19 protein-coding genes are annotated in these 23,217 nt (G+C 43.5%); 8 read left to right on the top strand and 11 right to left on the bottom strand.

Features of this window, described 5'->3' with window-relative positions:
• From rbsC to NYE49_RS18405, 5 genes are read right to left on the bottom strand one after another with little or no spacing between them, the layout of a single operon-like run.
• Complete coding sequence (gene rbsC, locus NYE49_RS18425) at positions 1–969, bottom strand: ribose ABC transporter permease RbsC (protein ID WP_015483786.1); 969 nt, start codon at positions 967–969, stop codon at positions 1–3.
• A gap of 1 nt (position 970) precedes the next feature.
• Entirely contained in the window at positions 971–2,452 is a 1,482-nt protein-coding gene (rbsA, locus tag NYE49_RS18420; RefSeq protein WP_047183296.1) for a ribose ABC transporter ATP-binding protein RbsA, read from the bottom strand.
• A gap of 15 nt (positions 2,453–2,467) precedes the next feature.
• Positions 2,468–2,863, bottom strand: coding sequence for a D-ribose pyranase (gene rbsD / locus NYE49_RS18415; RefSeq protein WP_015384827.1), 396 nt, complete (start codon positions 2,861–2,863; stop codon positions 2,468–2,470).
• Positions 2,860–3,741, bottom strand: coding sequence for a ribokinase (rbsK, locus tag NYE49_RS18410; protein WP_047183295.1), 882 nt, complete (start codon positions 3,739–3,741; stop codon positions 2,860–2,862). The genes rbsD and rbsK overlap by 4 nt, the downstream gene beginning before the upstream one ends.
• 1 nt (position 3,742) lies before the next feature.
• Positions 3,743–4,723 (bottom strand): LacI family DNA-binding transcriptional regulator, encoded by a 981-nt coding sequence (locus NYE49_RS18405; protein ID WP_047183294.1) that lies wholly within the window; start codon positions 4,721–4,723, stop codon positions 3,743–3,745.
• A gap of 783 nt (positions 4,724–5,506) precedes the next feature.
• Here NYE49_RS18405 and pgsB point away from each other — a divergent pair.
• From pgsB to pgdS, 5 genes are all read left to right on the top strand, one after another.
• A complete protein-coding gene (gene pgsB, locus NYE49_RS18400; RefSeq protein ID WP_014478160.1) occupies positions 5,507–6,688 on the top strand; it encodes a poly-gamma-glutamate synthase PgsB in 1,182 nt (393 codons plus the stop codon).
• Between the two features lie 14 nt (positions 6,689–6,702).
• Entirely contained in the window at positions 6,703–7,152 is a 450-nt protein-coding gene (gene pgsC / locus NYE49_RS18395; RefSeq protein ID WP_003227889.1) for a poly-gamma-glutamate biosynthesis protein PgsC, read from the top strand.
• An 18-nt stretch (positions 7,153–7,170) separates the two neighbouring features.
• The gene (gene pgsA / locus NYE49_RS18390) at positions 7,171–8,313 is read left to right on the top strand and encodes a capsular polyglutamate synthetase PgsA (RefSeq protein WP_003243306.1); all 1,143 of its coding nucleotides are present in this window, start codon (positions 7,171–7,173) and stop codon (positions 8,311–8,313) included.
• Between the two features lie 14 nt (positions 8,314–8,327).
• Entirely contained in the window at positions 8,328–8,495 is a 168-nt protein-coding gene (gene edmS / locus NYE49_RS18385) for an extrachromosomal elements maintenance protein EdmS (RefSeq protein WP_003227896.1), read from the top strand.
• A gap of 140 nt (positions 8,496–8,635) precedes the next feature.
• Positions 8,636–9,877, top strand: a complete 1,242-nt coding sequence (pgdS, locus tag NYE49_RS18380) for a gamma-DL-glutamyl hydrolase (RefSeq protein ID WP_003242751.1) — start codon at positions 8,636–8,638, stop codon at positions 9,875–9,877.
• 33 nt (positions 9,878–9,910) lie between these two features.
• On the opposite strand, the gene ywtE is transcribed toward pgdS, so the two are convergent.
• Both ywtE and tagT read right to left on the bottom strand, forming a co-directional pair.
• A complete protein-coding gene (gene ywtE, locus NYE49_RS18375; RefSeq protein ID WP_047183293.1) occupies positions 9,911–10,771 on the bottom strand; it encodes a 5-amino-6-(5-phospho-D-ribitylamino)uracil phosphatase YwtE in 861 nt (286 codons plus the stop codon).
• Between the two features lie 155 nt (positions 10,772–10,926).
• A complete protein-coding gene (gene tagT / locus NYE49_RS18370; protein WP_015251079.1) occupies positions 10,927–11,895 on the bottom strand; it encodes a polyisoprenyl-teichoic acid--peptidoglycan teichoic acid transferase TagT in 969 nt (322 codons plus the stop codon).
• 332 nt (positions 11,896–12,227) lie between these two features.
• Between tagT and NYE49_RS18365 the strand changes: the two genes are divergently transcribed.
• A complete protein-coding gene (locus NYE49_RS18365) occupies positions 12,228–13,601 on the top strand; it encodes a sugar porter family MFS transporter (RefSeq protein WP_015384820.1) in 1,374 nt (457 codons plus the stop codon).
• 36 nt (positions 13,602–13,637) lie between these two features.
• Here NYE49_RS18365 and gerBC read toward each other — a convergent pair whose 3' ends face one another.
• Genes gerBC through gerBA form a run of 3 tightly spaced genes read right to left on the bottom strand, consistent with a single transcriptional unit; the run spans position 13,638 to position 17,322 of the window.
• On the bottom strand, positions 13,638–14,762 hold the full coding sequence (gene gerBC, locus NYE49_RS18360) for a spore germination protein GerBC (RefSeq protein WP_015384819.1): 1,125 nt from the start codon (positions 14,760–14,762) through the stop codon (positions 13,638–13,640).
• Positions 14,759–15,865 carry a spore germination protein GerBB gene (gene gerBB, locus NYE49_RS18355; RefSeq protein WP_047183292.1) on the bottom strand — a complete coding sequence of 369 codons (1,107 nt, stop codon included), beginning with the start codon at positions 15,863–15,865 and terminating at the stop codon, positions 14,759–14,761. Before gerBB ends, gerBC begins: the two co-directional genes overlap by 4 nt.
• A gap of 5 nt (positions 15,866–15,870) precedes the next feature.
• Complete coding sequence (gene gerBA, locus NYE49_RS18350; RefSeq protein ID WP_015384817.1) at positions 15,871–17,322, bottom strand: spore germination protein GerBA; 1,452 nt, start codon at positions 17,320–17,322, stop codon at positions 15,871–15,873.
• Positions 17,323–17,585: 263 nt separating this feature from the next.
• On the opposite strand from gerBA, the gene manA reads away from it, so the two are divergent.
• Both manA and lytD read left to right on the top strand, forming a co-directional pair.
• Entirely contained in the window at positions 17,586–18,536 is a 951-nt protein-coding gene (manA, locus tag NYE49_RS18345; protein ID WP_047183291.1) for a mannose-6-phosphate isomerase, class I, read from the top strand.
• 129 nt (positions 18,537–18,665) lie between these two features.
• Positions 18,666–21,308, top strand: coding sequence for a beta-N-acetylglucosaminidase LytD (gene lytD, locus NYE49_RS18340; RefSeq protein ID WP_342410585.1), 2,643 nt, complete (start codon positions 18,666–18,668; stop codon positions 21,306–21,308).
• Between the two features lie 38 nt (positions 21,309–21,346).
• Here lytD and NYE49_RS18335 read toward each other — a convergent pair whose 3' ends face one another.
• The gene (locus NYE49_RS18335) at positions 21,347–23,206 is read right to left on the bottom strand and encodes a CDP-glycerol glycerophosphotransferase family protein (protein WP_015384814.1); all 1,860 of its coding nucleotides are present in this window, start codon (positions 23,204–23,206) and stop codon (positions 21,347–21,349) included.
• Positions 23,207–23,217 lie beyond the last annotated feature (11 nt).

Here is a 23,217-nt window from a genome sequence, read left to right as displayed (position 1 = left end):
CTAAGCTGACTTCTTGCGGTCTAATAATACCGCAATCAAGATAACAATCCCTTTGACAACCAGCTGATAAAATGATGAGACGCCAAGCAGATTAAGTCCGTTATTAAGTGTGCCGATGATCAGCACCCCGATTAACGTGCCGACAATGCGTCCTCGGCCGCCAGAAAGACTTGTTCCGCCTAAGACGACTGCCGCGATAGCATCAAGTTCGTACGATTCCCCCGCAGTCGGCTGGGCCGAATGCAGGCGGGAAGTCAATATGGCACCTGCAAGAGCGGATAAAAGCCCGGCTAAAGAATAGATCATCACTTTCACGCGCGTCACTTTGATGCCTGAAATGAGCGCGGCTTTCTCGTTGCCGCCGATTGCGTACGTCCGGCGTCCAAATGGTGTTTTATGAAGAAGCACCCAAAGGATGACAAAGGCAAGAACCATCGTAATCGCCGGTACAGGAATGCCTAAAAAGTAACCGCGTCCGAACATCTGAAAAGCGAAGTTTGTGCCAAGTCCAGTAATCGGATTTCCATCTGTATACACTAGCGTCAGTCCGCGAAACACAGTCATGGTCGCAAGCGTGGCGATAAAGGGCGCCATTTTTCCTTTAGTAATCAATAATCCGTTGATCATGCCTAGTACGGCACCAATGATACAGCCAAGGATGATCGCGAGAACCGGATCGACACCGGACACAATCATCCCCGCAACTAAAGCACTGGACAGGGCAAGAATAGCGCCGACAGAAAGATCAATGCCGCCTGTCAAAATGACAAAGGTCATCCCGAACGCGATTAATCCGTTAATGGCGACCTGGCGAAGCAGGTTTAAAATATTCAGCGGTTCAAGAAAGCTGGGATTTAAAATAGATACAATGATAACGAGAATAAATAAACCAAGAAACGGGCCGAGTTTTTGCATGACTCCGTCGAAGTGAATCCGTTTTTGTTCTGTTTGCAGTTGTTCCGTTTTCATATTACCGCCCTCCCGTGGCAAGTGTCATAATTCGTTCTTGTGTTGCTTCTCGCGCATGGATTTCTCCGCTGATTCTGCCTTCATGGACAACGATAATCCGATCGCTCATTCCCAGAATTTCAGGCAGCTCTGATGACACCATGATGATAGCGACGCCGCGTTCGGTCAGCTCATTCATCAGCGTATAAATCTCTCGTTTGGCGCCAACATCCACACCTCTTGTTGGCTCATCCAAGATAAGCACTTTCGGTCCGATGCCGATCCACTTGGCTATCACCACTTTTTGCTGGTTTCCTCCTGATAAATGGCGTGCGTGCGTTTCCGGTGATGCTGTTTTGATAGTGAGGCGTTTGATTAACAGATCGACAAATTCAGCCTCCCGCTTATGATCAATGAGACCCTTTGGTGAGAAGCTGGACAGATTGGGCAGGGCAATATTTTCGCGGATCGAGGTGTCGAGCAGGAGCCCTTCATCCTTGCGATTCTCTGTAATAAAGCCGAGACCTTTTTTCACGGCTTCCTGCGGGTTCTTAATAGCCGTTTTTTTCCCAGCGATCCATATCTCACCCGTGTCCAGCCTGTCAACGCCGAACAGCGCTCTCATCATTTCTGTCCGGCCGGCTCCCATCAATCCCGAAACACCGACGATTTCACCGGAACGAACATAAAAGCTGACGTCCTCAAAACTCCCTTTTACGGAAGCATTTTTCACCTCGAATACTTTGTCACCGAGAGAAGGAGTGCGTTTTGGATATCGTTCAGTCAGCTCCCGTCCGACCATTTTTTTGACGACTTCATCAAAATCAGTTTCTGAGATGTTTGTTGTATCTACCGTTTTTCCGTCACGCATGATGGTAATTCTGTCGCAAATCGCAAAAATTTCTTCCATGCGATGCGAAATATAGACAATGGAGACGCCGTTCTTTTTTAACGCTGTAATGACCTCAAAGAGCTTGCTGATTTCACGTTCAGTCAACGCTGCGGTCGGTTCATCCATAATGATGACCTCGGCATTTGTCATAAGCGCTTTTGCGATTTCGATCATTTGCTGCTGTCCGACGGAACATTCGCCGGCTTCTTGATCAAGAGAAAGAGAGACGGAGAGTTTGTCAAACTGCTCCTTTGCTAGCGCTTTCATTTTTCTTGTTTGTAAGACGCCCAGCTTGGAGGATATCTCTTTACCGATAAATAGATTCTCAAGAACGGTCATTTCCGGCCAGATATTCAATTCCTGATGGATAAAGGCTATTCCATGCTGTTCCGCTTCTTTTGGATTGGAAAAATACGCTTCGTTTCCGTTTATGCTGATTTGACCTTTATCTGCTTTGTGCAGGCCTGTCAAAATGTTCATAAGCGTGGACTTGCCGGCGCCGTTTTCTCCCATCAATGCATGTACCTCGCCAGGCACGAGCTGAAAGGAAACGCCTGACAGCACCTGGTTTTTTCCGAATGCTTTATGAATGTCTTTCATTTCAATCTGCATGTTTCATCCTCCTTTCTAGAAAAGCACACCCGCCTGCAGGATGCAGTTGGCATATGGTGTGAATTCTCCTGTTCTTATGACTGCCTTTGCTTCATTTGTCAGCAGCTTAAACTCCTCATGAGAAAGGTATTCAATCTCTTGTTCAGAGAAAAGATTTTCTAGAAATCTCGCATTGTCCTGATTGGATGCTTTTATTTCAGCTGCAGCAATGACTTTTTCGACCGCCATTTCCTCAGCCAGTACTGCCGCTGTATCTTGGAAAGCCGGAAGGCCCGGCTTCAGTGAAAGATCAATTTTCAAAACGCCGTCGGGAACAGGCAGTCCGGCATCCGCGATGACAATTTTATCAGTGTGGCCAAGGTCGGCTAAAATCTTGGCAAGATGGCTGTTCAGCATACCGTGTTTTTTCATGACAGCAGCTCCTCTACTTCATTTCTTGTCGGCATTCCGCCTTGGGCACCGAAGGAACAGACAGAAAGGGAAGCGGCACGGTTGGCAAACCGCAATGCGGCTTCAATGTCTTTTCCCTCAGCCAGGGCCACGGCAAATGCTGCGTTAAACGTATCACCGGCTCCGGTTGTATCAACGGGCTCAACAGGAAAGGACGGGATGAGCACTTCTTTGCTGCCAGCCGAATAGCGGACGCCTTGTTTTCCTTCTGTAATAAAGAGCTTTGCCGGATAAAGCGCCAGAGCTTCAGAAATGGTAAGCTCAGGGAATAAAATCGATGCCTCGTGTTCATTCGGCGTCAGATAGGTGGCGTGATCAATTGTTTCCTGCTTGAGCGGGCGGGCCGGTGCCGGGTTTAGCATGATCGGGATATCGTGAGAATGGCAGTATTTGCACACCTCATCAACCGTTTCTTCTGGGATTTCCTGCTGAATCAGCACCATATCGACCTTTTCAATCTGTTCGAGCGCGTTTAACGCATACGCTGGGGTGATGTCATCGTTCGCGCCTTTGACAACGACAATGCTGTTATCACCTTCAGCAAGCACAATATGAGCGGTTCCGCTTTCCGTATGTGTAACCGGTTCCATATAGTCAGTGCGAACGCCGTTAGCTTTGAGATTATTCAAAATAGCTGTTCCATAATGATCGTCTCCAACCTTGCCGACCATAAACACTTGAGCCCCAAGTCTGGCTGCGGCAACGGCCTGATTTGCTCCTTTGCCGCCCGGCACAGTCTGAAAGGACGTGCCAAGAACCGTTTCACCGGCTTTTGGGCGTTTATCCGAGGTGACTACTAAATCCATAGAACAGCTACCAACCACACAAATATTACGCATCTTAATCTTCCTTTCTTGTCGTCTTTCTTCCTATATAGGTGACAGGCATTTGAATTGCCGTTTCTGCCAGCGGCCGTTTTTTGATGATACCCAAAAGCAGTTTGGCAGCTTCTTTCCCCATATCATATGCAGGCTGTCTAATTGTAGAAAGTGGCGGGAACAGAAGTCCGCTTTGCGGAATGTCATCATAGCCGATAATTTGAATGTCCTCCGGCACGTTTTTTCCGCGCCGCAATGCTTCATGTAAAACGGCAGCGGCTTGAATATCATTACTCGCGATCACACCATCTGTCGCTGGATAAGCGGCAAACAGCTCCTTCGCCATCGATTGTGCATCTTTAATTGAAAATGAAGCCGTCTCAATGACCTGAAACTCAACTTCAGCCTGCTTTAAGATTTCCAAAGCGCCGTTAAAGCGGTCTTGAGCGGTCGGCAGGTGAGCGGGTCCTCTCAAGAGTGTAATGCGCTGGCTTTTTCCGTGAATGATAGCCTTGGCGGCTAACTTTCCTCCTTTATAACCGTCACTGGACACAGAAGGGGCTCCTTCTAGTGTTCTGTCCAGAAAAACAACTGGATAATTCATGCCGCTGTATTCCTCGAGATCCGGGTAATTCGTTGCGGCAATAATGCCTGCGACATGATTTTGTTTAAAGGTTTGAAGGTATTCAAGTTCTTTTTTCAATTCCTCGTCACTGTTGCCGAAAATAAGGCGATAGCCTTCCCGGTTCAATTCATCCTCCGCACCGCGGGCAAGCTGGGGGAAGAAAGGGTTTGTGATATCCGGGAGCAAAAGTCCGATCAGTCGGGATTCTCTTTTATATAGAGATCTGGCGACTTCGTTCGGGTAATAGTTCAGCTTCGCCATCGCCGCTATGACACGCGTTCGCGTTTCTTCGTGTACATAGCCGTTATCATTCAGGACGCGGGAAACCGTCGCAACTGAAACGCCCGCCGCTCCGGCGACATCTTTAATTGTAGCCAAAACAGCTCCTCCTTGTTTATGTAACCGTTTACATAGATAGATTATCATGAACAATCCGAAGTTGGCAATAAAAATATCAAAAGAAATCTACTTGTAAATTGTATATATAATTGAAAAATTTAAGGTTTTCACTCTTTTTTTGACAAAGTCTTCACAAATATGGATGAAGATTTCATGAACAAATATTAAGTTTTATTAAAATTGTTTCAAAGTCATGCGTTTAGACCTGTAAATGGTGAGAAACAGAAAAGACTATCATCCCAGAAAATGTTTAATTATGTTAGAGAATTCGGACTCGTATGTTTAGCGTTTTCATCTGGAACCTCCTTAGTCATTTTGGAATGGGCCTAATATTGCTTATTCCATGCAGAAAGGATGACATTATGACCTTGTCCTTAAGAAACAGGATAAAACTATTTTGTGTTCATAAGAACCGGAAACACGCATGATAGCAGGAGATGCTTGATAACACAGGCTGAAAAAAAGATTGATTTGAAATGCATATTAAATACAAACAGCAGGATGTGACTATACGTCCAGAAGGATATCAGGAGAAAAATGAAAGCGCATTCTCTTCGATTTTTTAAAAAAGTGATAAGGTATAAGTCCTGCTGTTTTCCAAAAATAGAAAACAGTTTGTAGGTATAAAATCTCTTTCAAACGAGAAGTTTGGCTTAGTCGATTAGGGAAGATTATGTTACATAATGCCGATTGAGAATTCATAGTGATTCTATATACTGATGAATGAATTTACAACAATATAGAAGGAGATGTCGAAAAGCAATGTGGTTACTCATTATAGCCTGTGCTGTCATACTGGTCATCGGAATATTAGAAAAACGACGACATCAGAAAAACATTGATGCCCTCCCTGTTCGGGTGAATATTAACGGCATCCGAGGAAAATCGACTGTGACAAGGCTGACAACCGGAATATTAATAGAAGCCGGTTACAAGACTGTTGGAAAAACAACAGGAACAGATGCAAGAATGATTTACTGGGACACACCGGAGGAAAAGCCGATTAAACGGAAACCTCAGGGGCCGAATATCGGAGAGCAAAAAGAAGTCATGAGAGAAACAGTAGATAGAGGGGCTAACGCGATTGTCAGCGAATGCATGGCTGTTAACCCAGATTATCAAATCATCTTTCAAGAAGAACTTCTGCAGGCCAATATCGGCGTCATTGTGAATGTTTTAGAAGACCATATGGATGTCATGGGGCCGACGCTTGATGAAATTGCAGAAGCGTTTACCGCTACAATTCCTTATAATGGCCATCTTGTCATTACAGATAGTGAATATACCGAGTTCTTTAAACAAAAAGCAAAAGAACGAAACACAAAAGTCATCATTGCTGATAACTCAAAAATTACAGATGAGTATTTACGTAAATTTGAATACATGGTATTCCCTGATAACGCTTCTCTGGCGCTGGGTGTGGCTCAAGCACTCGGCATTGACGAAGAAACAGCATTTAAGGGAATGCTGAATGCGCCGCCAGATCCGGGAGCAATGAGAATTCTTCCGCTGATCAGTCCGAGCGAGCCTGGGCACTTTGTTAATGGGTTTGCCGCAAACGACGCTTCTTCTACTTTGAATATATGGAAACGTGTAAAAGAAATCGGTTACCCGACCGATGATCCGATCATCATCATGAACTGCCGCGCAGACCGTGTCGATCGGACACAGCAATTCGCAAATGACGTATTGCCTTATATTGAAGCAAGTGAACTGATCTTAATCGGTGAAACAACAGAACCGATCGTAAAAGCCTACGAAGAAGGCAAAATTCCTGCAGACAAACTGCATGATCTAGAGTATAAGTCAACAGATGAAATTATGGAATTGTTAAAGAAAAGAATGCACAACCGTGTCATATATGGCGTCGGCAATATTCATGGTGCCGCAGAGCCTTTAATTGAAAAAATCCACGAATACAAGGTTAAGCAGCTCGTAAGCTAGGGGGAAATGCAGACATGTTCGGATCAGATTTATACATCGCACTAATTTTAGGTGTACTACTCAGTTTAATTTTTGCGGAAAAAACAGGGATCGTGCCGGCAGGACTTGTTGTACCGGGATATTTAGGACTTGTGTTTAATCAGCCGGTCTTTATTTTACTTGTTTTGCTAGTGAGCTTGCTCACTTATGTTATTGTGAAATACGGTTTATCGAAATTTATGATTTTGTACGGACGCAGAAAATTCGCTGCCATGCTGATAACAGGGATCGTCCTAAAAATCGCGTTTGATTTTCTATACCCGATTGTACCATTTGAAATCGCAGAATTTCGAGGAATCGGCATCATCGTGCCAGGTTTAATTGCCAATACCATTCAGAAACAAGGTTTAACCATTACGTTCGGAAGCACGCTGCTATTGAGCGGAGCGACCTTTGCTATCATGTTTGTTTACTACTTAATTTAATGTAAGGTGTGTCAAACGATGAAAAAAGAACTGAGCTTTCATGAAAAGCTGCTAAAGCTGACAAAACAGCAAAAAAAGAAAACCAATAAGCACGTATTTATTGCCATTCCGATCGTTTTTGTCCTTATGTTCGCTTTCATGTGGGCGGGAAAAGCGGAAACGCCGAAGGTCAAAACGTATTCTGACGACGTACTCTCAGCCTCATTTGTAGGCGATATTATGATGGGACGCTATGTTGAAAAAGTAACGGAGCAAAAAGGGGCAGACAGTATTTTTCAATATGTTGAACCGATCTTTAGAGCCTCGGATTATGTAGCAGGAAACTTTGAAAACCCGGTAACCTATCAAAAGAATTATAAACAAGCAGATAAAGAGATTCATCTGCAGACGAATAAGGAATCAGTGAAAGTCTTGAAGGATATGAATTTCACGGTTCTCAACAGCGCAAACAACCACGCAATGGATTACGGCGTTCAGGGCATGAAAGATACGCTTGGAGAATTTGCGAAGCAAAACCTTGATATCGTTGGAGCGGGATACAGCTTAAGTGATGCGAAAAAGAAAATTTCGTACCAGAAAGTCAACGGGGTAACGATTGCGACGCTTGGCTTTACCGATGTGTCCGGGAAAGGTTTCGCGGCTAAAAAGAATACGCCGGGCGTGCTGCCCGCAGATCCTGAAATCTTCATCCCTATGATTTCAGAAGCGAAAAAACATGCGGACATCGTTGTTGTGCAGTCACACTGGGGCCAAGAGTATGACAATGATCCAAACGACCGCCAGCGCCAGCTTGCAAGAGCCATGTCTGATGCGGGAGCTGACATCATCGTCGGCCATCACCCGCACGTCTTAGAACCGATTGAAGTATATAACGGAACCGTCATTTTCTACAGCCTCGGCAACTTTGTCTTTGACCAGGGCTGGACGAGAACAAGAGACAGTGCACTGGTTCAGTATCACCTGAAGAAAAATGGAACAGGCCGCTTTGAAGTGACACCGATCGATATCCATGAAGCGACACCTGCACCTGTGAAAAAAGACAGCCTTAAACAGAAAACCATTATTCGCGAACTGACGAAAGACTCTAATTTCGCTTGGAAAGTAGAAGACGGAAAACTGACGTTTGATATTGATCATAGTGACAAACTAAAATCTAAATAAACGGAGTGATAAAGATGAAATTTGTCAAAGCCATCTGGCCGTTTGTTGCCGTAGCCATCGTGTTCATGTTTATGTCAGCTTTTAAATTCAATGATCAGCTGACAGATCAGGAAAAACAGAAGATTGATATGGAAATGAATAAAATCCAACAGCAGGAAGAACCGGTAAACGCCAATAAATAATTCAAAAAAGAGAGTGTCTGATGAGACACTCTCTTTTTATTTGCCCAGCATATTCATTCTGTAAAAATATCAAAAAGTCTCTTAACATATTCAAAAAAATACCGATGTTAAAACTGCAAAAAGAGGAGGAGATAATAAAAGTGAACACACTGGCAAACTGGAAGAAGTTTTTGCTTGTGGCGGTTATCATTTGTTTTTTGGTTCCAATTATGACAAAAGCGGAGATTGCGGAAGCTGATACATCATCAGAATTGATTGTCAGCGAAGCAAAAAACCTGCTTGGATATCAGTATAAATATGGCGGGGAAACGCCGAAAGAGGGTTTCGATCCATCAGGATTGATACAATATGTGTTCAGTAAGGCTGATATTCATCTGCCGAGATCTGTAAACGACCAGTATAAAATCGGAACAGCTGTAAAGCCGGAAAACCTGAAGCCGGGTGATATTTTGTTTTTCAAGAAAGAGGGAAGCACCGGCACTGTTCCGACACATGACGCCCTTTATATCGGAGACGGCCAAATGGTTCACAGTACACAGTCAAAAGGGGTTATCATCACCAATTACAAAAAAAGCAGCTATTGGAGCGGAACTTATATCGGGGCGAGACGAATCGCTGCCGATCCGGCAACGGCTGATGTTCCTGTCGTACAGGAGGCTGAAAAATATATAGGTGTCCCATATGTGTTTGGCGGAAGCACGCCGTCAGAGGGCTTTGATTGCTCGGGGCTTGTGCAATATGTGTTTCAACAGGCACTCGGCATTTATCTGCCGCGATCAGCCGAACAGCAGTGGGCAGTGGGCGAGAAGGTAGCCCCTCAGAACATAAAGCCTGGTGATGTCGTCTATTTCAGCAATACGTATAAAACGGGAATTTCACATGCAGGCATTTATGCGGGCGCAGGCAGGTTCATTCAGGCAAGCCGGTCAGAAAAAGTAACCATTTCGTATTTGTCAGAGGATTACTGGAAATCGAAGATGACGGGTATTCGCCGATTTGACAACCTGACAATCCCGAAAGAAAATCCGATTGTTTCCGAAGCGACGCTTTATGTCGGAGAAGTGCCTTACAAACAGGGCGGAGTAACACCTGAGACAGGATTTGATACAGCTGGATTTGTCCAATATGTATACCAGAAAGCAGCTGGTATTTCCCTGCCTCGATACGCAACAAGCCAGTACAATGCCGGAACTAAGATTGAGAAGGCGGACCTGAAGCCGGGAGACATTGTGTTCTTTCAATCAACAAGCTTAAATCCCTCCATCTATATCGGAAACGGACAAGTTGTTCATGTCACATTATCAAACGGCGTGACCATCACCAATATGAACACGAGCACATATTGGAAGGATAAATACGCAGGAAGTATACGGGTGCAATAAAAGAAAAAGACTCCAATCTCTGGAGTCTTTTCTTTATGCATATTGTCCTGAAAGAAGCTGGTCTATAAAGTAGGCCACACCATTTTCGTCATTGCTTTTTGTGACAAAGGTGCTTTTTTCTTTTAATTCATCAATCGCATTTTCCATGGCGATACGGTGTCCGGCGACTTCAAACATGGATAAATCGTTTGGACTATCGCCGATCGCATAGATATCCTGTGGTTCAATTCCGTATAGGTCAGCGAGCTTTGTTAACGCGCGTCCTTTTCCTGACGAGGCCGGCAGGATTTCGATAATATGTTTTCCTGAAGAGGTTTGAGCCAGTTTTTTATGATGCTTCAGTTCTTCCTTCGCTTGTTTCAGCTTGTCCATATCAAAGGAGAAGCAAAGAAGCTTATAAATGTTTTCACCGCCGTCAAAAACCGATTCGATATGAGGGATTGGTTTAATGCCAAACTGTTTGAATTGAGTCATGGCTCCTTGCCACAATTCATCCGTCTGCTCGTTTGGGTTTGCGCTCTTTAGAATGTCAAGCTCCGCGTGCAGCTTAGCTTCGCCGTCAAAAGGAGAAAGCAGATGGTCATCTGTATATACCTCAAAGTAAATGTTTTTTGAAAGTAAGTAATCAGCAATCGCTTTACCGGCTTCCTGATCCATTAATGTCCGGCTGATCAAACGGTAACCCGTGTCATGGATCGTACCGCCATTAGCTGCAATGATAGGGATGTCCAAGTCATCCAGCAGCGCTTTTACATCAAATGTCGCTCTTCCCGTGCAAATGGTGACGAGAATGCCGGCATCAACGGCCCGCTTGATCGCCTCTCTGTTTTCCGCAGAAATGACGCTTTCTTTATTCAGTAATGTTCCGTCTAGATCAATCGCAATACATTTCATATGTAGGGGAACCTCCTTAAAAATGAAGCTGCTTCGTGTAGTATGTTCAGCTTGCCTGTGAAACATAATCCATATAAATTAAGGCTAATCGTTACTTTGATAATTTTCAATAAGGAAATATGTAAAACGGGATGGCGTAATCGCCATCCCGTTCATTATACACCTAAATCGTTTTGCAGCTCTTCTTTAACTTCCTGCAGCTTTTGCTGATTCAATTTGAAATAATAAACTCCGGCAGGTTCATAATCATAACCCGTCAGCTGAATAGACTCAACTGATTTCAATGAAGTGATGAACGGGAACAGGCCGATGGCATCTTTAAGAGATAAGTTCATTTTTAAATTTTGCCCCATCGTATCCACAATATCATCATAAGCCGGAATTGAGCTCAATGATTTTGATTTATCTATAATGGCGCTCAGCACTTCCATTTGTCTTTGCCCGCGTAAAAGGTCACTGTCCGCTTTACGTGTTCTTACGTAAGCGAGCGCTTCTTCCCCATCAAGCGTATGTGTTCCTTTTTGAAGGACGACTTTACCTTTTGTATCTTTTTTGATTTGCTGAATGACTTTATCGCTTTTTACAGTTACTTTGACGCCATTTAACTCGTTTACGACGTCTTCAAAAGCCGTGAAATTGCTTTCTACGACATAATCGACGGGAATATCCAGCATTTCTTCAACTGTTTTCACAGTCAAGTCAACGCCGCCGTAAGCGTGAGCATGTGTGAATTTATCATACCCGTGGCCTGGGATGTTTACATAGGCGTCACGCGGAATGCTCAGCATTTTAGCTGTTTTTTCTTTCCGATTAAATGTAACCAGCACATTCGCGTCACTTCTTGCCTGATCGACGGTCTCGCCGTTTTTCTCCCTGGCATCAATTCCTAAGAGCAATACAGAAAAAGAATCTTTTCCAGGATCAAATTCTTTGATCCGTTTTACAGATTGTTCTCCGCGTGCAAGGCTGACATGAGCTTCTTTAGAAGCATTGTTCAGCTTTACAAAAGCATAGGCGCCGACAGAGCCTGCCGCAATGATTAAAAAAGCCATTAATCCGGCAACGACTTTCACCCATTTTTTTAGTTTTCTTTTTTTCTTTCTGCGCTGTGATCGTTCTTCCATATATCAATACCTCACGTTTCTTTAATATTTGAAGCGTACCATTCTATTTGCCATGGGGCAACTCCCCGAAAGACATTTTTCGATAAATATTCCTATATTTATAAGTTCTTGTTTTTGAAAATTGATAACGATGATGTGCTGAATCACCTTATATTGGACGCCACAGCAGGTAAAATGTTTCGGCGACATTGAAAAAAATACAAGTAAATGATTGGAAAACTTATGATCAGCAAAATAAAAAGGTTTAATAGCCGGAAAAAGAGGCTAAAAGATTTCTAAAAAAATCCCACAGACAATGTCATTGCAGCTGATGGAGAAAGGGAGTCATTTTTATGAAAAAGCAGTCAAATATATGGCTTTATTTTTTCGGAGCTCTTGGAGGCGCGTTATATGGCTATGATACCGGAGTGATTTCCGGAGCTATTTTATTTATGAAAAAGGAGTTAGGCTTAAACGCGTTTACAGAAGGTCTTGTTGTCAGCTCCTTACTGGTTGGGGCGATATTAGGCTCAGGAGCGGCTGGTAAGCTGACTGACCGTTTCGGAAGAAAAAAAGCAATTATGGCGGCCGCGCTGCTGTTTTGTATAGGCGGTCTTGGTGTGGCACTGGCCCCAAATACGGGAGTCATGGTGCTGTTTCGCATCATTTTGGGACTTGCAGTCGGAACATCGACGACAATCGTGCCGCTTTATTTATCTGAACTGGCGCCAAAACATAAACGCGGGGCGCTGTCATCACTGAATCAGCTGATGATCACGGTCGGCATCCTTCTTTCTTACATTGTCAATTACATATTTGCCGATGCCGAAGCGTGGCGCTGGATGCTTGGATTGGCTGCTGTGCCGTCATTGCTCTTGCTCATTGGCATTTTGTTTATGCCTGAGAGCCCGCGGTGGCTGTTCACGAATGGCGAAGAAAGCAAAGCGAAGAAAATTCTTGAAAAATTGCGTGGCACAAAAGATATTGATCAGGAAATACATGATATAAAAGAAGCGGAAAAGCAGGATGAAGGCGGCCTGAAGGAGCTGTTCGATCCATGGGTGCGCCCAGCGCTTATTGCCGGTTTGGGACTCGCTTTTTTGCAGCAATTTATCGGAACGAATACGATCATCTATTATGCGCCAAAGACCTTTACAAACGTCGGATTTGGAAACTCCGCTTCGATTTTAGGCACGGTCGGAATCGGCACAGTCAATGTTCTCATGACATTAATAGCGATTAAAATCATCGACAAGATTGGAAGAAAACCGTTACTGCTATTCGGGAATGCGGGCATGGTGATCAGCTTGATCGTTCTCGCTTTAGTAAATCTCTTTTTCGATAACACTCCGGCTGCCTCATGGACGACCGTCATTTGTTTAGGCGTGTTTATCGTTGTCTTTGCGGTCAGCTGGGGACCGGTTGTGTGGGTGATGCTTCCTGAATTGTTCCCGCTTCACGTCAGAGGAATCGGGACCGGTGTTTCGACCTTAATGTTGCACGTTGGGACACTGATTGTTTCACTAACCTATCCAATATTAATGGAAGCGATCGGAATCAGTTATTTATTCCTGATTTATGCCGCGATCGGTATCATGGCGTTCTTATTTGTCCGATTTAAAGTGACAGAGACAAAGGGAAAAAGCCTTGAAGAAATTGAGCAGGATTTACGGGACAAAAACGGACAGGGAGGATCGGCCGGAAAACAGCAGACTGTTGGGACATAAAAAAGGGTGCGCGATCATGCGCACCCTTTTGATTGCTTACTTTCCCACCGTTCCAAAGTTAATGATTTTAAAAGAAATATCGTACTTAAAATCAGCCTCAGAAAATATTTCATCCCAATGTCCTTTTACTTTATTCCAGTAGTCAGGGTGTTGAATCCTTATGTGGTCTGATAAAAAGACCGGATCGGTTTTATACTCGTGCTGCAGTTTATCCATCACCTGCTTTACATCTCGTTCAAGCTTTTTCTCAAAAATGTTCTCCAGCCTGTGCAAATATCTTTTGCTAAAGGAGTTTTCATTCGGGTTTTGGTCTTCTGTCAGGATGCCCTTCGTTTTAACAGAAATCTGAAAGACAGGCTTTCCGTTTTCAATGATCGGCTTAATTTTCGTTTTTGACTTTTTGAGTTCAAACGTAATCGGATGTCCTTTATCTGTCGTTGGCATGACACCGCCTTGGATCGTCCCCATGACCCATGTCAGTGTCTGGGTTTCATCAGCTGAAAGAAACCCAACAAGTTTATTGCTGCCTCTTTTGATAACGCCTGCACCGTCATACTTGGCTTTTCCCTTTTGGTTTTTCACGGCTTGAATAAGATAACTGTACCCGTTCTGAGAGTATATAGATGCTCTGCCGATGCGCAGCGGTATCATAATCTTACCGTTATATCCGCTGTGAGTTGTCAAATCAATCAGTTTTTCTGAGGGCATCGGCTGCTGCTGATTGGGGTTTCCTTTTGTGAAAACATCAGCTGCATTCCCTCTGGCTGCCATCAAATAGCTGCTTCGCCGCAGCTCATCATCCCGGATAAAGTGGTTGAAGACTTGGTCTACATTTTGATTCCTCATCAGTTTTTCTCCCAAAAGAATCACTTTTAAATGATCGCTATAAACAGGAGGGTCCTTGATGGATACATCACTGACTGCTTCCAGGATCGTTTTCCCGTAGGACGTCACATTGACAAATTCGGGTTTTCCGGATGCTTGGCTGTCTTCGCTTTGGGGAAGAAGGTTTTGATACGTCAGTTTGTACTGGTGATCATCTGTCTCATCGATCGCCAGCCCTCTGGCGAAGGATAGTTTCTCAATATTTTTGACATCCCAGCATCCGCAGAGAACCTGCAGCATAAGAAACATGACTGCGAGTTTTGTTGCTGTTTTCATTGCAGCTGACCCCTCCCAAGTTTTTTCTGTACCCAGCTTAAAAGCCAGACGAAGAATGGAATTGCAATCACAATTAAGAAAGCATATCCAAGAAGCGTCCCGTAATAAAACACGTCATTCAAGTCCTTGGGATACATCGTTATGAAAAACGTCGCAACCAGCATTGCAGTCAGCAGCCAAGCATTGTTTTTATTTTTTAGATGAAAGATTTCCGTTAACCCGATATGGGCGCCTTTGAAGGATCCGAGCATACAGGTAAATTGCTGAGCTGTCCAGGTCAGCTGTAAAAACAGATCAAATCGTTCAATAAAAATACCCGGAACCTCTAATGCGTGGATGAGGGAAATGGTCGGCCATGTCACAGTTTTTGCCTCAGCCACAGTCATACAGCCAATCACAATGAACAAAGTAATGCTGTAGAACACTGTAGAAGTCCCGATCCCAAAAGCAACAGCCTTTTTCGCTTGCTTCGGATCTCTCATAAATGGGACGAGATAAAAAATGATTTCAAATCCTGAGAAATATAATAGTGTTTTAGGGAATAAAGAGAAAAAACTTTGATAGCCTCCCTCAAAAACAGGCCGGATAAAATCGAACTGGAACAAGCGAAAGCTGAACATCAGAAGCATCATAAAAATAATAAGGGTTATAGGAAAAATATAAGCGTATACTTTTGCAATTGAATAAACGCCTCCGCCTACATGATAGATGGCAACTGCAAGAAATATAAACACCACAACTGCCATTGGCGTGTTTTTCAACAAAAAGAATCCGACAACCTCTCCCAAAATCCGAGCTTGAAAGCAAACAATCCCAATGAAATATAGACAGATATATAAATTCAATAGAAAGCCGATGAATTTTCCAGCTACCATGCTGTTGAGCTTAAAAAGAGTTTTTTCGCTGTTTTTTTGAAGGAAAGGCAAAAAAAGCAGAACAATGATAATAAAAATAACGCCCTGCAGCAGTATCATAAGCCATCCGCTCGGACTGCCGGTTTCGGCAGCTGAGCGGGGAAGGGTTAGGACCCCGGCGCCGATCAGTGTGCTGCTGATCATAATGAGCGTCTGCATAAATGTCAGTTTATGCTCTGATTTCCTCATAGCCATCACCTTTGTCTGATGTTATCTTCAGGATCGTTTCGTGTCGGTCTTCTTTTTAAGAATATAGTAGGAATGCGGATCACCGTGTCTTTTAAATCCTGTCCGGGGATTGCCAACATTGGAATAATATAATCCTGTCCAAAGCTTTTCAGGCGCATGAGATGGCCAATCACAAACAGATAAACCATTATAACGCCATACATGCCAAGCGCTGTTGCACTTATCATAACCCCGATCCGAATGATCCGCAGAGGAAAGTTATAGGCGTATGAAGGAACGGTAAAGGATGCCAGTGCTGTGACAGAAACGACAATGACCATAAGCGCACTGACAATTTGTGCCTGAACAGCTGCCTGTCCGATGACGACCCCGCCGATAAGGCCAATTGTCTGTCCAATAGGCTTAGGCAGCCTTAATCCGGCTTCTCGAATCAATTCGATCGTAAAGATCATGATAAAGGCCTCTATAAAAGGCGGGAACGGTACGTTAAGCCTGCTGCCTGCAATGGATATGGCCATTCTAGTCGGCAATAGCCCGGTGTGAAAAGAAACGAGAGAAATATACAGACCGGGCAAATAAATGGTGATCAGGATGCTGGAATAACGAAGAAGGCGTACAAGTGACATTGGGATCCAGCGCTGGCTGTAATCATCGGGCGAATGAATAAATTCGTCAACCGTAGCCGGTACAATCAAAGCAAACGGCGTACCATCCACTAATATGGACACTCGCCCTTCTAACAGTGCAGCCTCTACACGATCTGGTCGTTCTGTGCTTAATATTGTGGGGAAAATTGAAAATGGTTCGTCTTCAATCAGCTGTTCAAGCGTCCCCGATTCGGGCAAATTATCTATATTAACTGATTTCAGCCTTTTAAACACTTCTTTGACGACATAATCGGGGGCGATATCCTGAATATAAGCGACAGCGATTTTCTTTTTCGTCCTTTTTCCGAGTGTCATTTCTTTGATGACGAGATTAGGATCACTCGTCCGTTCACGCAAAAGCGCCGTGTTTGTCCGCAGTTTTTCAATAAATCCTATTTTAGGACCGCGTTCCACGACTTCGGAGGAGGGTTCATCAAGACTGCGTGTTGTGACTGACTTAGTGTCGAAAGCTAATCCTCCGCGATAGCCATCAGCGAGCAAAATGGCTTGCCCTGAAAAAACGAGCTGCTCTATTTCTTTCATTGTAGAAACAACGCTGTGGTGAAAGCCGAAAAAAAAGGCGGATAAGTCTTCAATCGAGCGTTCCTTATGGGCTAACGCCTCTTTTTGTAAAGGAGAAATGACGTATTGCGCCAGCATTTTATTCTCTGTCAGACCGTCAATATACAGTAAACACGCCTTTTGTCTGCTATCTCCGAAAGCAAATGTATAAAACATCATATCGTCGTTTTGTCCCAATGTTTTTTTCAGTGTGTCTAAATTGTTCTGGAGATCAGAGTCGATTTGCATAGTTTCTCTCCTTCGTAAACAGATTGACGGTTTTATTAATTTGTATCAAAAAAGGAGAATTATTCTTATCGAGGAAAAGGCTGAAACAAAGCTTCTTTTCGACGTGATATAATAGATAGGAAGCGTTTTCTTTGAAGGGGTAATGAAAAGATGATGCTTTGTACATATGTTGTCATCGGAAAAAGACAGCTTATACGGGCGTTTGTAAGAGGGGCGCACCGGGAAAATGATGATCAGTTATTTACAGGGGAGGGGTACGGATCATGACGCAATCACCGATTTTTCTAACGCCTGTGTTTAAAGAAAAAATCTGGGGCGGAACCGCTTTACGAGATAGATTTGGATACAGTATTCCTTCAGAATCAACGGGGGAATGCTGGGCCATTTCCGCTCATCCAAAAGGACCGAGCACTGTTGCAAATGGCCCGTATAAAGGAAAGACATTGATCGAGCTTTGGGAAGAGCACCGTGAAGTATTCGGCGGTGTAGAGGGGGATCGGTTCCCGCTTCTGACAAAGCTGCTGGATGTGAAGGAAGATACGTCAATTAAAGTTCACCCTGATGATTACTATGCCGGAGAAAACGAAGAGGGAGAACTCGGCAAGACGGAATGCTGGTACATTATCGACTGTAAGGACAACGCAGAAATCATTTACGGGCATACGGCGCGCTCAAAAACCGAACTTGTCACAATGATCAACAGCGGTGACTGGGAGGGCCTGCTGCGAAGAATCAAAATTAAACCGGGTGATTTCTATTATGTGCCGAGCGGAACACTGCACGCATTGTGCAAGGGGGCCCTTGTTTTAGAGACTCAGCAAAATTCAGATGCCACATACCGGGTGTACGATTATGACCGTCTTGATAGCAACGGAAGTCCGAGAGAGCTTCATTTTGCCAAAGCGGTCAATGCCGCTACGGTTCCCCATGTGGACGGGTATATAGATGAATCGACAGAATCAAGAAAAGGCATAACCATTAAAACATTTGTCCAAGGGGAATATTTTTCGGTGTATAAATGGGACATCAATGGCGAAGCTGAAATGGCTCAGGATGAATCCTTTCTGATTTGCAGCGTGATAGAAGGGAGCGGTTTGCTCATGTATGAGGACAAAACATGTCCGCTCAAAAAAGGCGATCACTTTATTTTGCCGGCTCAAATGCCCGATTTTACGATAAAAGGGACTTGTACCCTTATCGTGTCTCATATTTAAACTTAATCTCACTTCGAGATTAAGTTTTTTTTATTAGAAAATGGAAGTGATTCACCTATAAATGAAGCATGCGCGTGCCGATAAATAAACTAGTTTTATATACTCATAGAATAAGAAAGAGGAGAAGGAATGAAAAAGAGACTAATCGCACCTATGCTTCTATCCGCCGCGTCCCTTGCCTTTTTTGCCATGTCTGGTTCTGTCCAGGCAGCCGCGTATACCGACTACTCACTATATAAAGTAGCGCCGTCGAATACGTTCAGTACAGAAAGCCAAGCCTCACAAGCTGTCGCCAAACTGGAAAAAGATACTGGCTGGGATGCTTCCTATCAGGCTTCAGGCACAACAACGACCTACCAAATTTTCGCCTCAGGCATTTATAGCGAATCAGAAGCGAAAGCAATACTGAGCGGACTCGCCAAACAGACATCGATTACAGGAACGTCAAGTCCTGTTGGAAGCAAACAGCCATATGTCACCATCTCGTCAGGTGCCATCTCCGGAGAAAAACAGGCCAACACTATCCTAGCAAAGCTGAAACAGGAGACGGGAGTGGCTGGCGCTGTAAAAGCTTACGGAGCAGCTCAGCCCTATATGAACGTCATGACATCAGACATTGCTGATGAGACAAAGGTCAAGGCGCTTATCCAGAGCCTGGCTAAGCAAACGGGGATTAAAAGCTCGTATCAGCCCATCACACACACGGTGTCTGTCACAACCATTCAGTCTGGCACAATCGTGGGAGACAGCAGAGCTGCGCAGATCAAAAACGCCTTTCAAAAGGAATCGGGGCTGCAGGCATCATTAAAGGAAACCGTGAAAGGACAAGCCTATTATACGTTCACAACTGCCTCCATTTCAGGTGAAGCGAATGCCAAGACTCTATTGCAGCAGCTGAAACAGAGCACTGGCATCACAGGCAGCTACAAGTCCATCAATCAAAAAACAACCGTTGAGTCATACAATGTCCAATCAGCTTATTTCAAAGGGCTGAATACAGTAAAGGATGCCATCAGCCAAATCAAGAAAAACACCGGCGTATCCGGCAGTTATCAACAGGTTGGAAAAAGCACATCATATACCGTGAATATGAAGGGTATAACAAAACAGCAGCTTCAAAAAGTAAACACTTTCTTTAAAAAGAAAAAATGGCATTACACGTCATCCAGCGTCAAAAAAACGGCAACGTCTGCCGCTTATCAAATCACGACGGCAAAGATTTTAGGCGAGCAGCAAGCAAACAAAGCAGCAGCCTTCTTTGCTCAGAAAAAAGTAAAAGCTGCAAAAATAGCAGCTGGATCAACAGCAGAAAATCAATATCAGCTTATCTCAGAAGAAACATCAGATCAAGCAAAAGTCACAAAGGGTTTGAACATATTAAAGAAAAATCAGCTGAGTGCTTCTGCGAAATCCGTCAAAAAACAAATAGCTGACACGTTTAAAATCACAACCGAATCTCTGCTTGATCAAACGAAAGTCAATCAGGCACTCACGTTTTTCAAATCAAATCATATATCAGCAGCAAGCCAGAAAACCGGTCAGACAGCTGCGAGCAGCTATCAAATCACAACTGAAGCTATCATCAGCCAAGAAGAGATTGACCGCGTTTTAACATTTTTTAAACAAAATAAAATCGCAGTCACAACATCAAAAACAGGCCAGACTGCATATACACAATACAAAATCGTGACAACACAGCTCAGCAGCAAAACAGCATTGAACAATGGGTTAACCTATCTTAAATCGAAAAGTGTAACCCCCAGCTACACAACGAAAAGCAATACGCTTTATAAAATCAACGTAAATGAGCAGTTCACAGGCAATGATACAGCTGCTGCGGCATCAACGAGGTTAAAACAATTATACGGATGGACATCATCTATCGTGAAGATCAAAAACGGCCCGCAAATCATGAAAACAAATTACAATCTCTCGCTTCGTGATATGGTCCAAAAACAAATGACAGTAAGTCCGCAAACAGACGGAGCGGCTTACGTATCGCTCACGTACATTAATACAGCAACATCAACCGTTACGGCTGATGTACTAAATATCCGGTCAACGCCGGAAGTCAGCCCGACAAACGTGATCGGCCAATTTAAAAAAGGCGATAAAGTGAAAATCATCGGACAGATAAACGGCTGGGCTAAGATCAATTTGGGCTGGCGAAACGCAAGCAGTGGTGAAGTAGTTCAATACGTGGATCCGAATAACTTTTCCAGAGACAGCAAATACTACTTCCAATTTCTCAAGCTGTCACAGACAGCGGGCCTCAGCGTTACTGAGGTCAATCAGAAAGTGCTTGCGGGTAAAGGCATCCTGACAGGGAGAGCAAAGGCATTTATCGATGCCGCCAATCAATATAGCATCAACGAACTGTATTTAATCTCACACGCTCTTCTTGAAACAGGAAACGGGACATCCGCCTTAGCCAATGGATTAACCTATAACGGAAAAACCGTATACAACATGTATGGAATTGGAGCATACGACAGCAATCCGAATTACTACGGAGCCAAATATGCGTACGAGCAGGGCTGGTTCACACCAGAAGCGGCCATTATCGGAGGAGCTAAATTCATAGGCTCATCGTATATCCACAACACAGCTTACAATCAGGACACACTGTACAAAATGAGATGGTCAGCTACAGCGACACATCAATACGCAACAGACATCGGCTGGGCGTACAAACAAGTAAACCGCATGTACAGCCTGTATTCATTGCTGGACGGTTATACACTTTACTTTGATGTTCCGGAATATCAATAAAAAAAACACCTTTTGCGGCTGCAAAAGGTGTTTTTGATTTATCTTTTAAGAACTTTATCCTCGGATGGCTCTTCTTCCTGAGGGAAAACAATTTGATCGACGACTCGCTCACTTGCTTTTCCATCAAGATCATCGAAGAAATAATGAACAAATGAATCAATTTGCTCAAAGTTATACTTCTCTTCTTTAATGATCGAAATCATTTGCTCAGACGTTTTCGCAAGAGGGCCAGGAATAAAGTCAAAGTAATCGTAATAGAAATCACGTTTGCGAATATAATCATCTACATCATAGCTGAAGAAGATCATTGGTTTATTTAATAAAGCATACTCAAAGCAAACAGAAGAGTAATCCGTTATCAGAATATCTGTTACGAGCAATAGCTCGTTAATTTCCCTGAACGAAGAGAAATCATAAAAGAAATCGCTGTACTGATAAGGAATATTGGCATCGTTTCGTACGAATGGATGAATTTTGAATAAGAAGATATATTCATCCTTTAACTCACGGTACAGACGGTCAAAATCAAGCACTTCAAAAGGATAATGAGCTGATTGCTGACCGTTTCCGCGGAAGGTTGGAGCAAAAAGAATGACCTTTTTGTCCTTCAGAAACGGATATTCTGTATAAAGGCGTTCTTTTACAAATGCCTTCTTCGCTTCATCAAAGAAAAAGTCTGTTCGCGGTACGCCCGTAGCAATGACGTTCTCAATGTCTACCCCAAAGCCCTCTGCGTAGTGCTTCCGTATATTTTCAGAGCTGACAATAACCTTCGTGTAGTTTCTATGGTTTTTCGAATGCGGTGACGGTCCTCCCGGCAGACCGATTCGGCTGTAGCCGAATGTCTTAAAGGCGCCGACAGCATGCCACAGCTGGACAAGGTCCGCATTTTTACGGATTTTTAACGGATAAATAATCGGATAAAAATCATCTATAAAAATGATTTTGCTTGTCGCAAAATGATAAGCCATAGACATCAGTTCAGACAGGCTTTTTCTATCTCGAATGCTGCTCTTTAAGAAAAATTTGAAATCAAAATTTTCTTCACGTTTCAGCAGCTCTTCATAAACAAATTCGAAGTTTCCTGTCATATCAAGCCGGCTGTCAGAAGCAAAGACAATTTTATTAGACTTAATTGGAAGCAGGCGGAATACATCATAAGCAAAATGGAATAAGCTTGTATTCAGCTTGCGCAAAAAGCGGTTTGCCTCTTTTCCAGTATCCAGCTCCAAAAGGCTCGGATCAATTTCCTGCAGTTTGTTGCAAGACAAATTAATCGTCTTTTCGCCCTCATCATAATTAACGATCAAATTGAACTTCATCAGCTTTTTAGCAGAATGAAATTCCATTTTTGTGGCATACACATCATTAGAGAGGAAATTACTGACATTTCCGACTGTATGCACTTCCTGATGTTTTACATTTTGGTCATCTACAGCTTCAATCTCGAGAAACAGCTTATACTCGCCCTGCGGAAGAGGCTTGTCATTCATCAGCTTAGAAAAGTTAATCTGCTGTGAAAATCCTGCCCACTTATAGGCTCCAGGCACATTTGAAGTATCAATCGACAGCTTATCTACCGGAACATCCCGCAGTGAAACAGCTGTAAATAAAACACCGTTGTTCACCAATAATAAACGTTTTCGAACCTGATCCTCTTTTTGAAGCGGCAGGCCCTTGATATACATATAACCCGCAATTTTTAAAATTGACCCATTCCAAGAAAACTCAGAAATCTTTCTGACAGGGACTTGCTGGTTTTCTTCAATTCGCTTCGTTTTATCAAAAAGAGAAAAAACCCTGTTATCAGCTGGATGGACAATGACAGCTGCATTTTCTTTTTGCGTTTTCTTTTTTGATCTGAAAAGTCTGTTCTTGATCTTTCTTGCCAGCTTCACTTTGTACCTCA

It is taken from the genome of Bacillus sp. FSL L8-0358 (assembly GCF_038593095.1).
GTDB classification, from domain to species: domain Bacteria; phylum Bacillota; class Bacilli; order Bacillales; family Bacillaceae; genus Bacillus; species Bacillus subtilis.
Note: the sequence above shows the minus strand (reverse complement) of the source record. Positions and strands in the feature narration are given on the sequence as shown.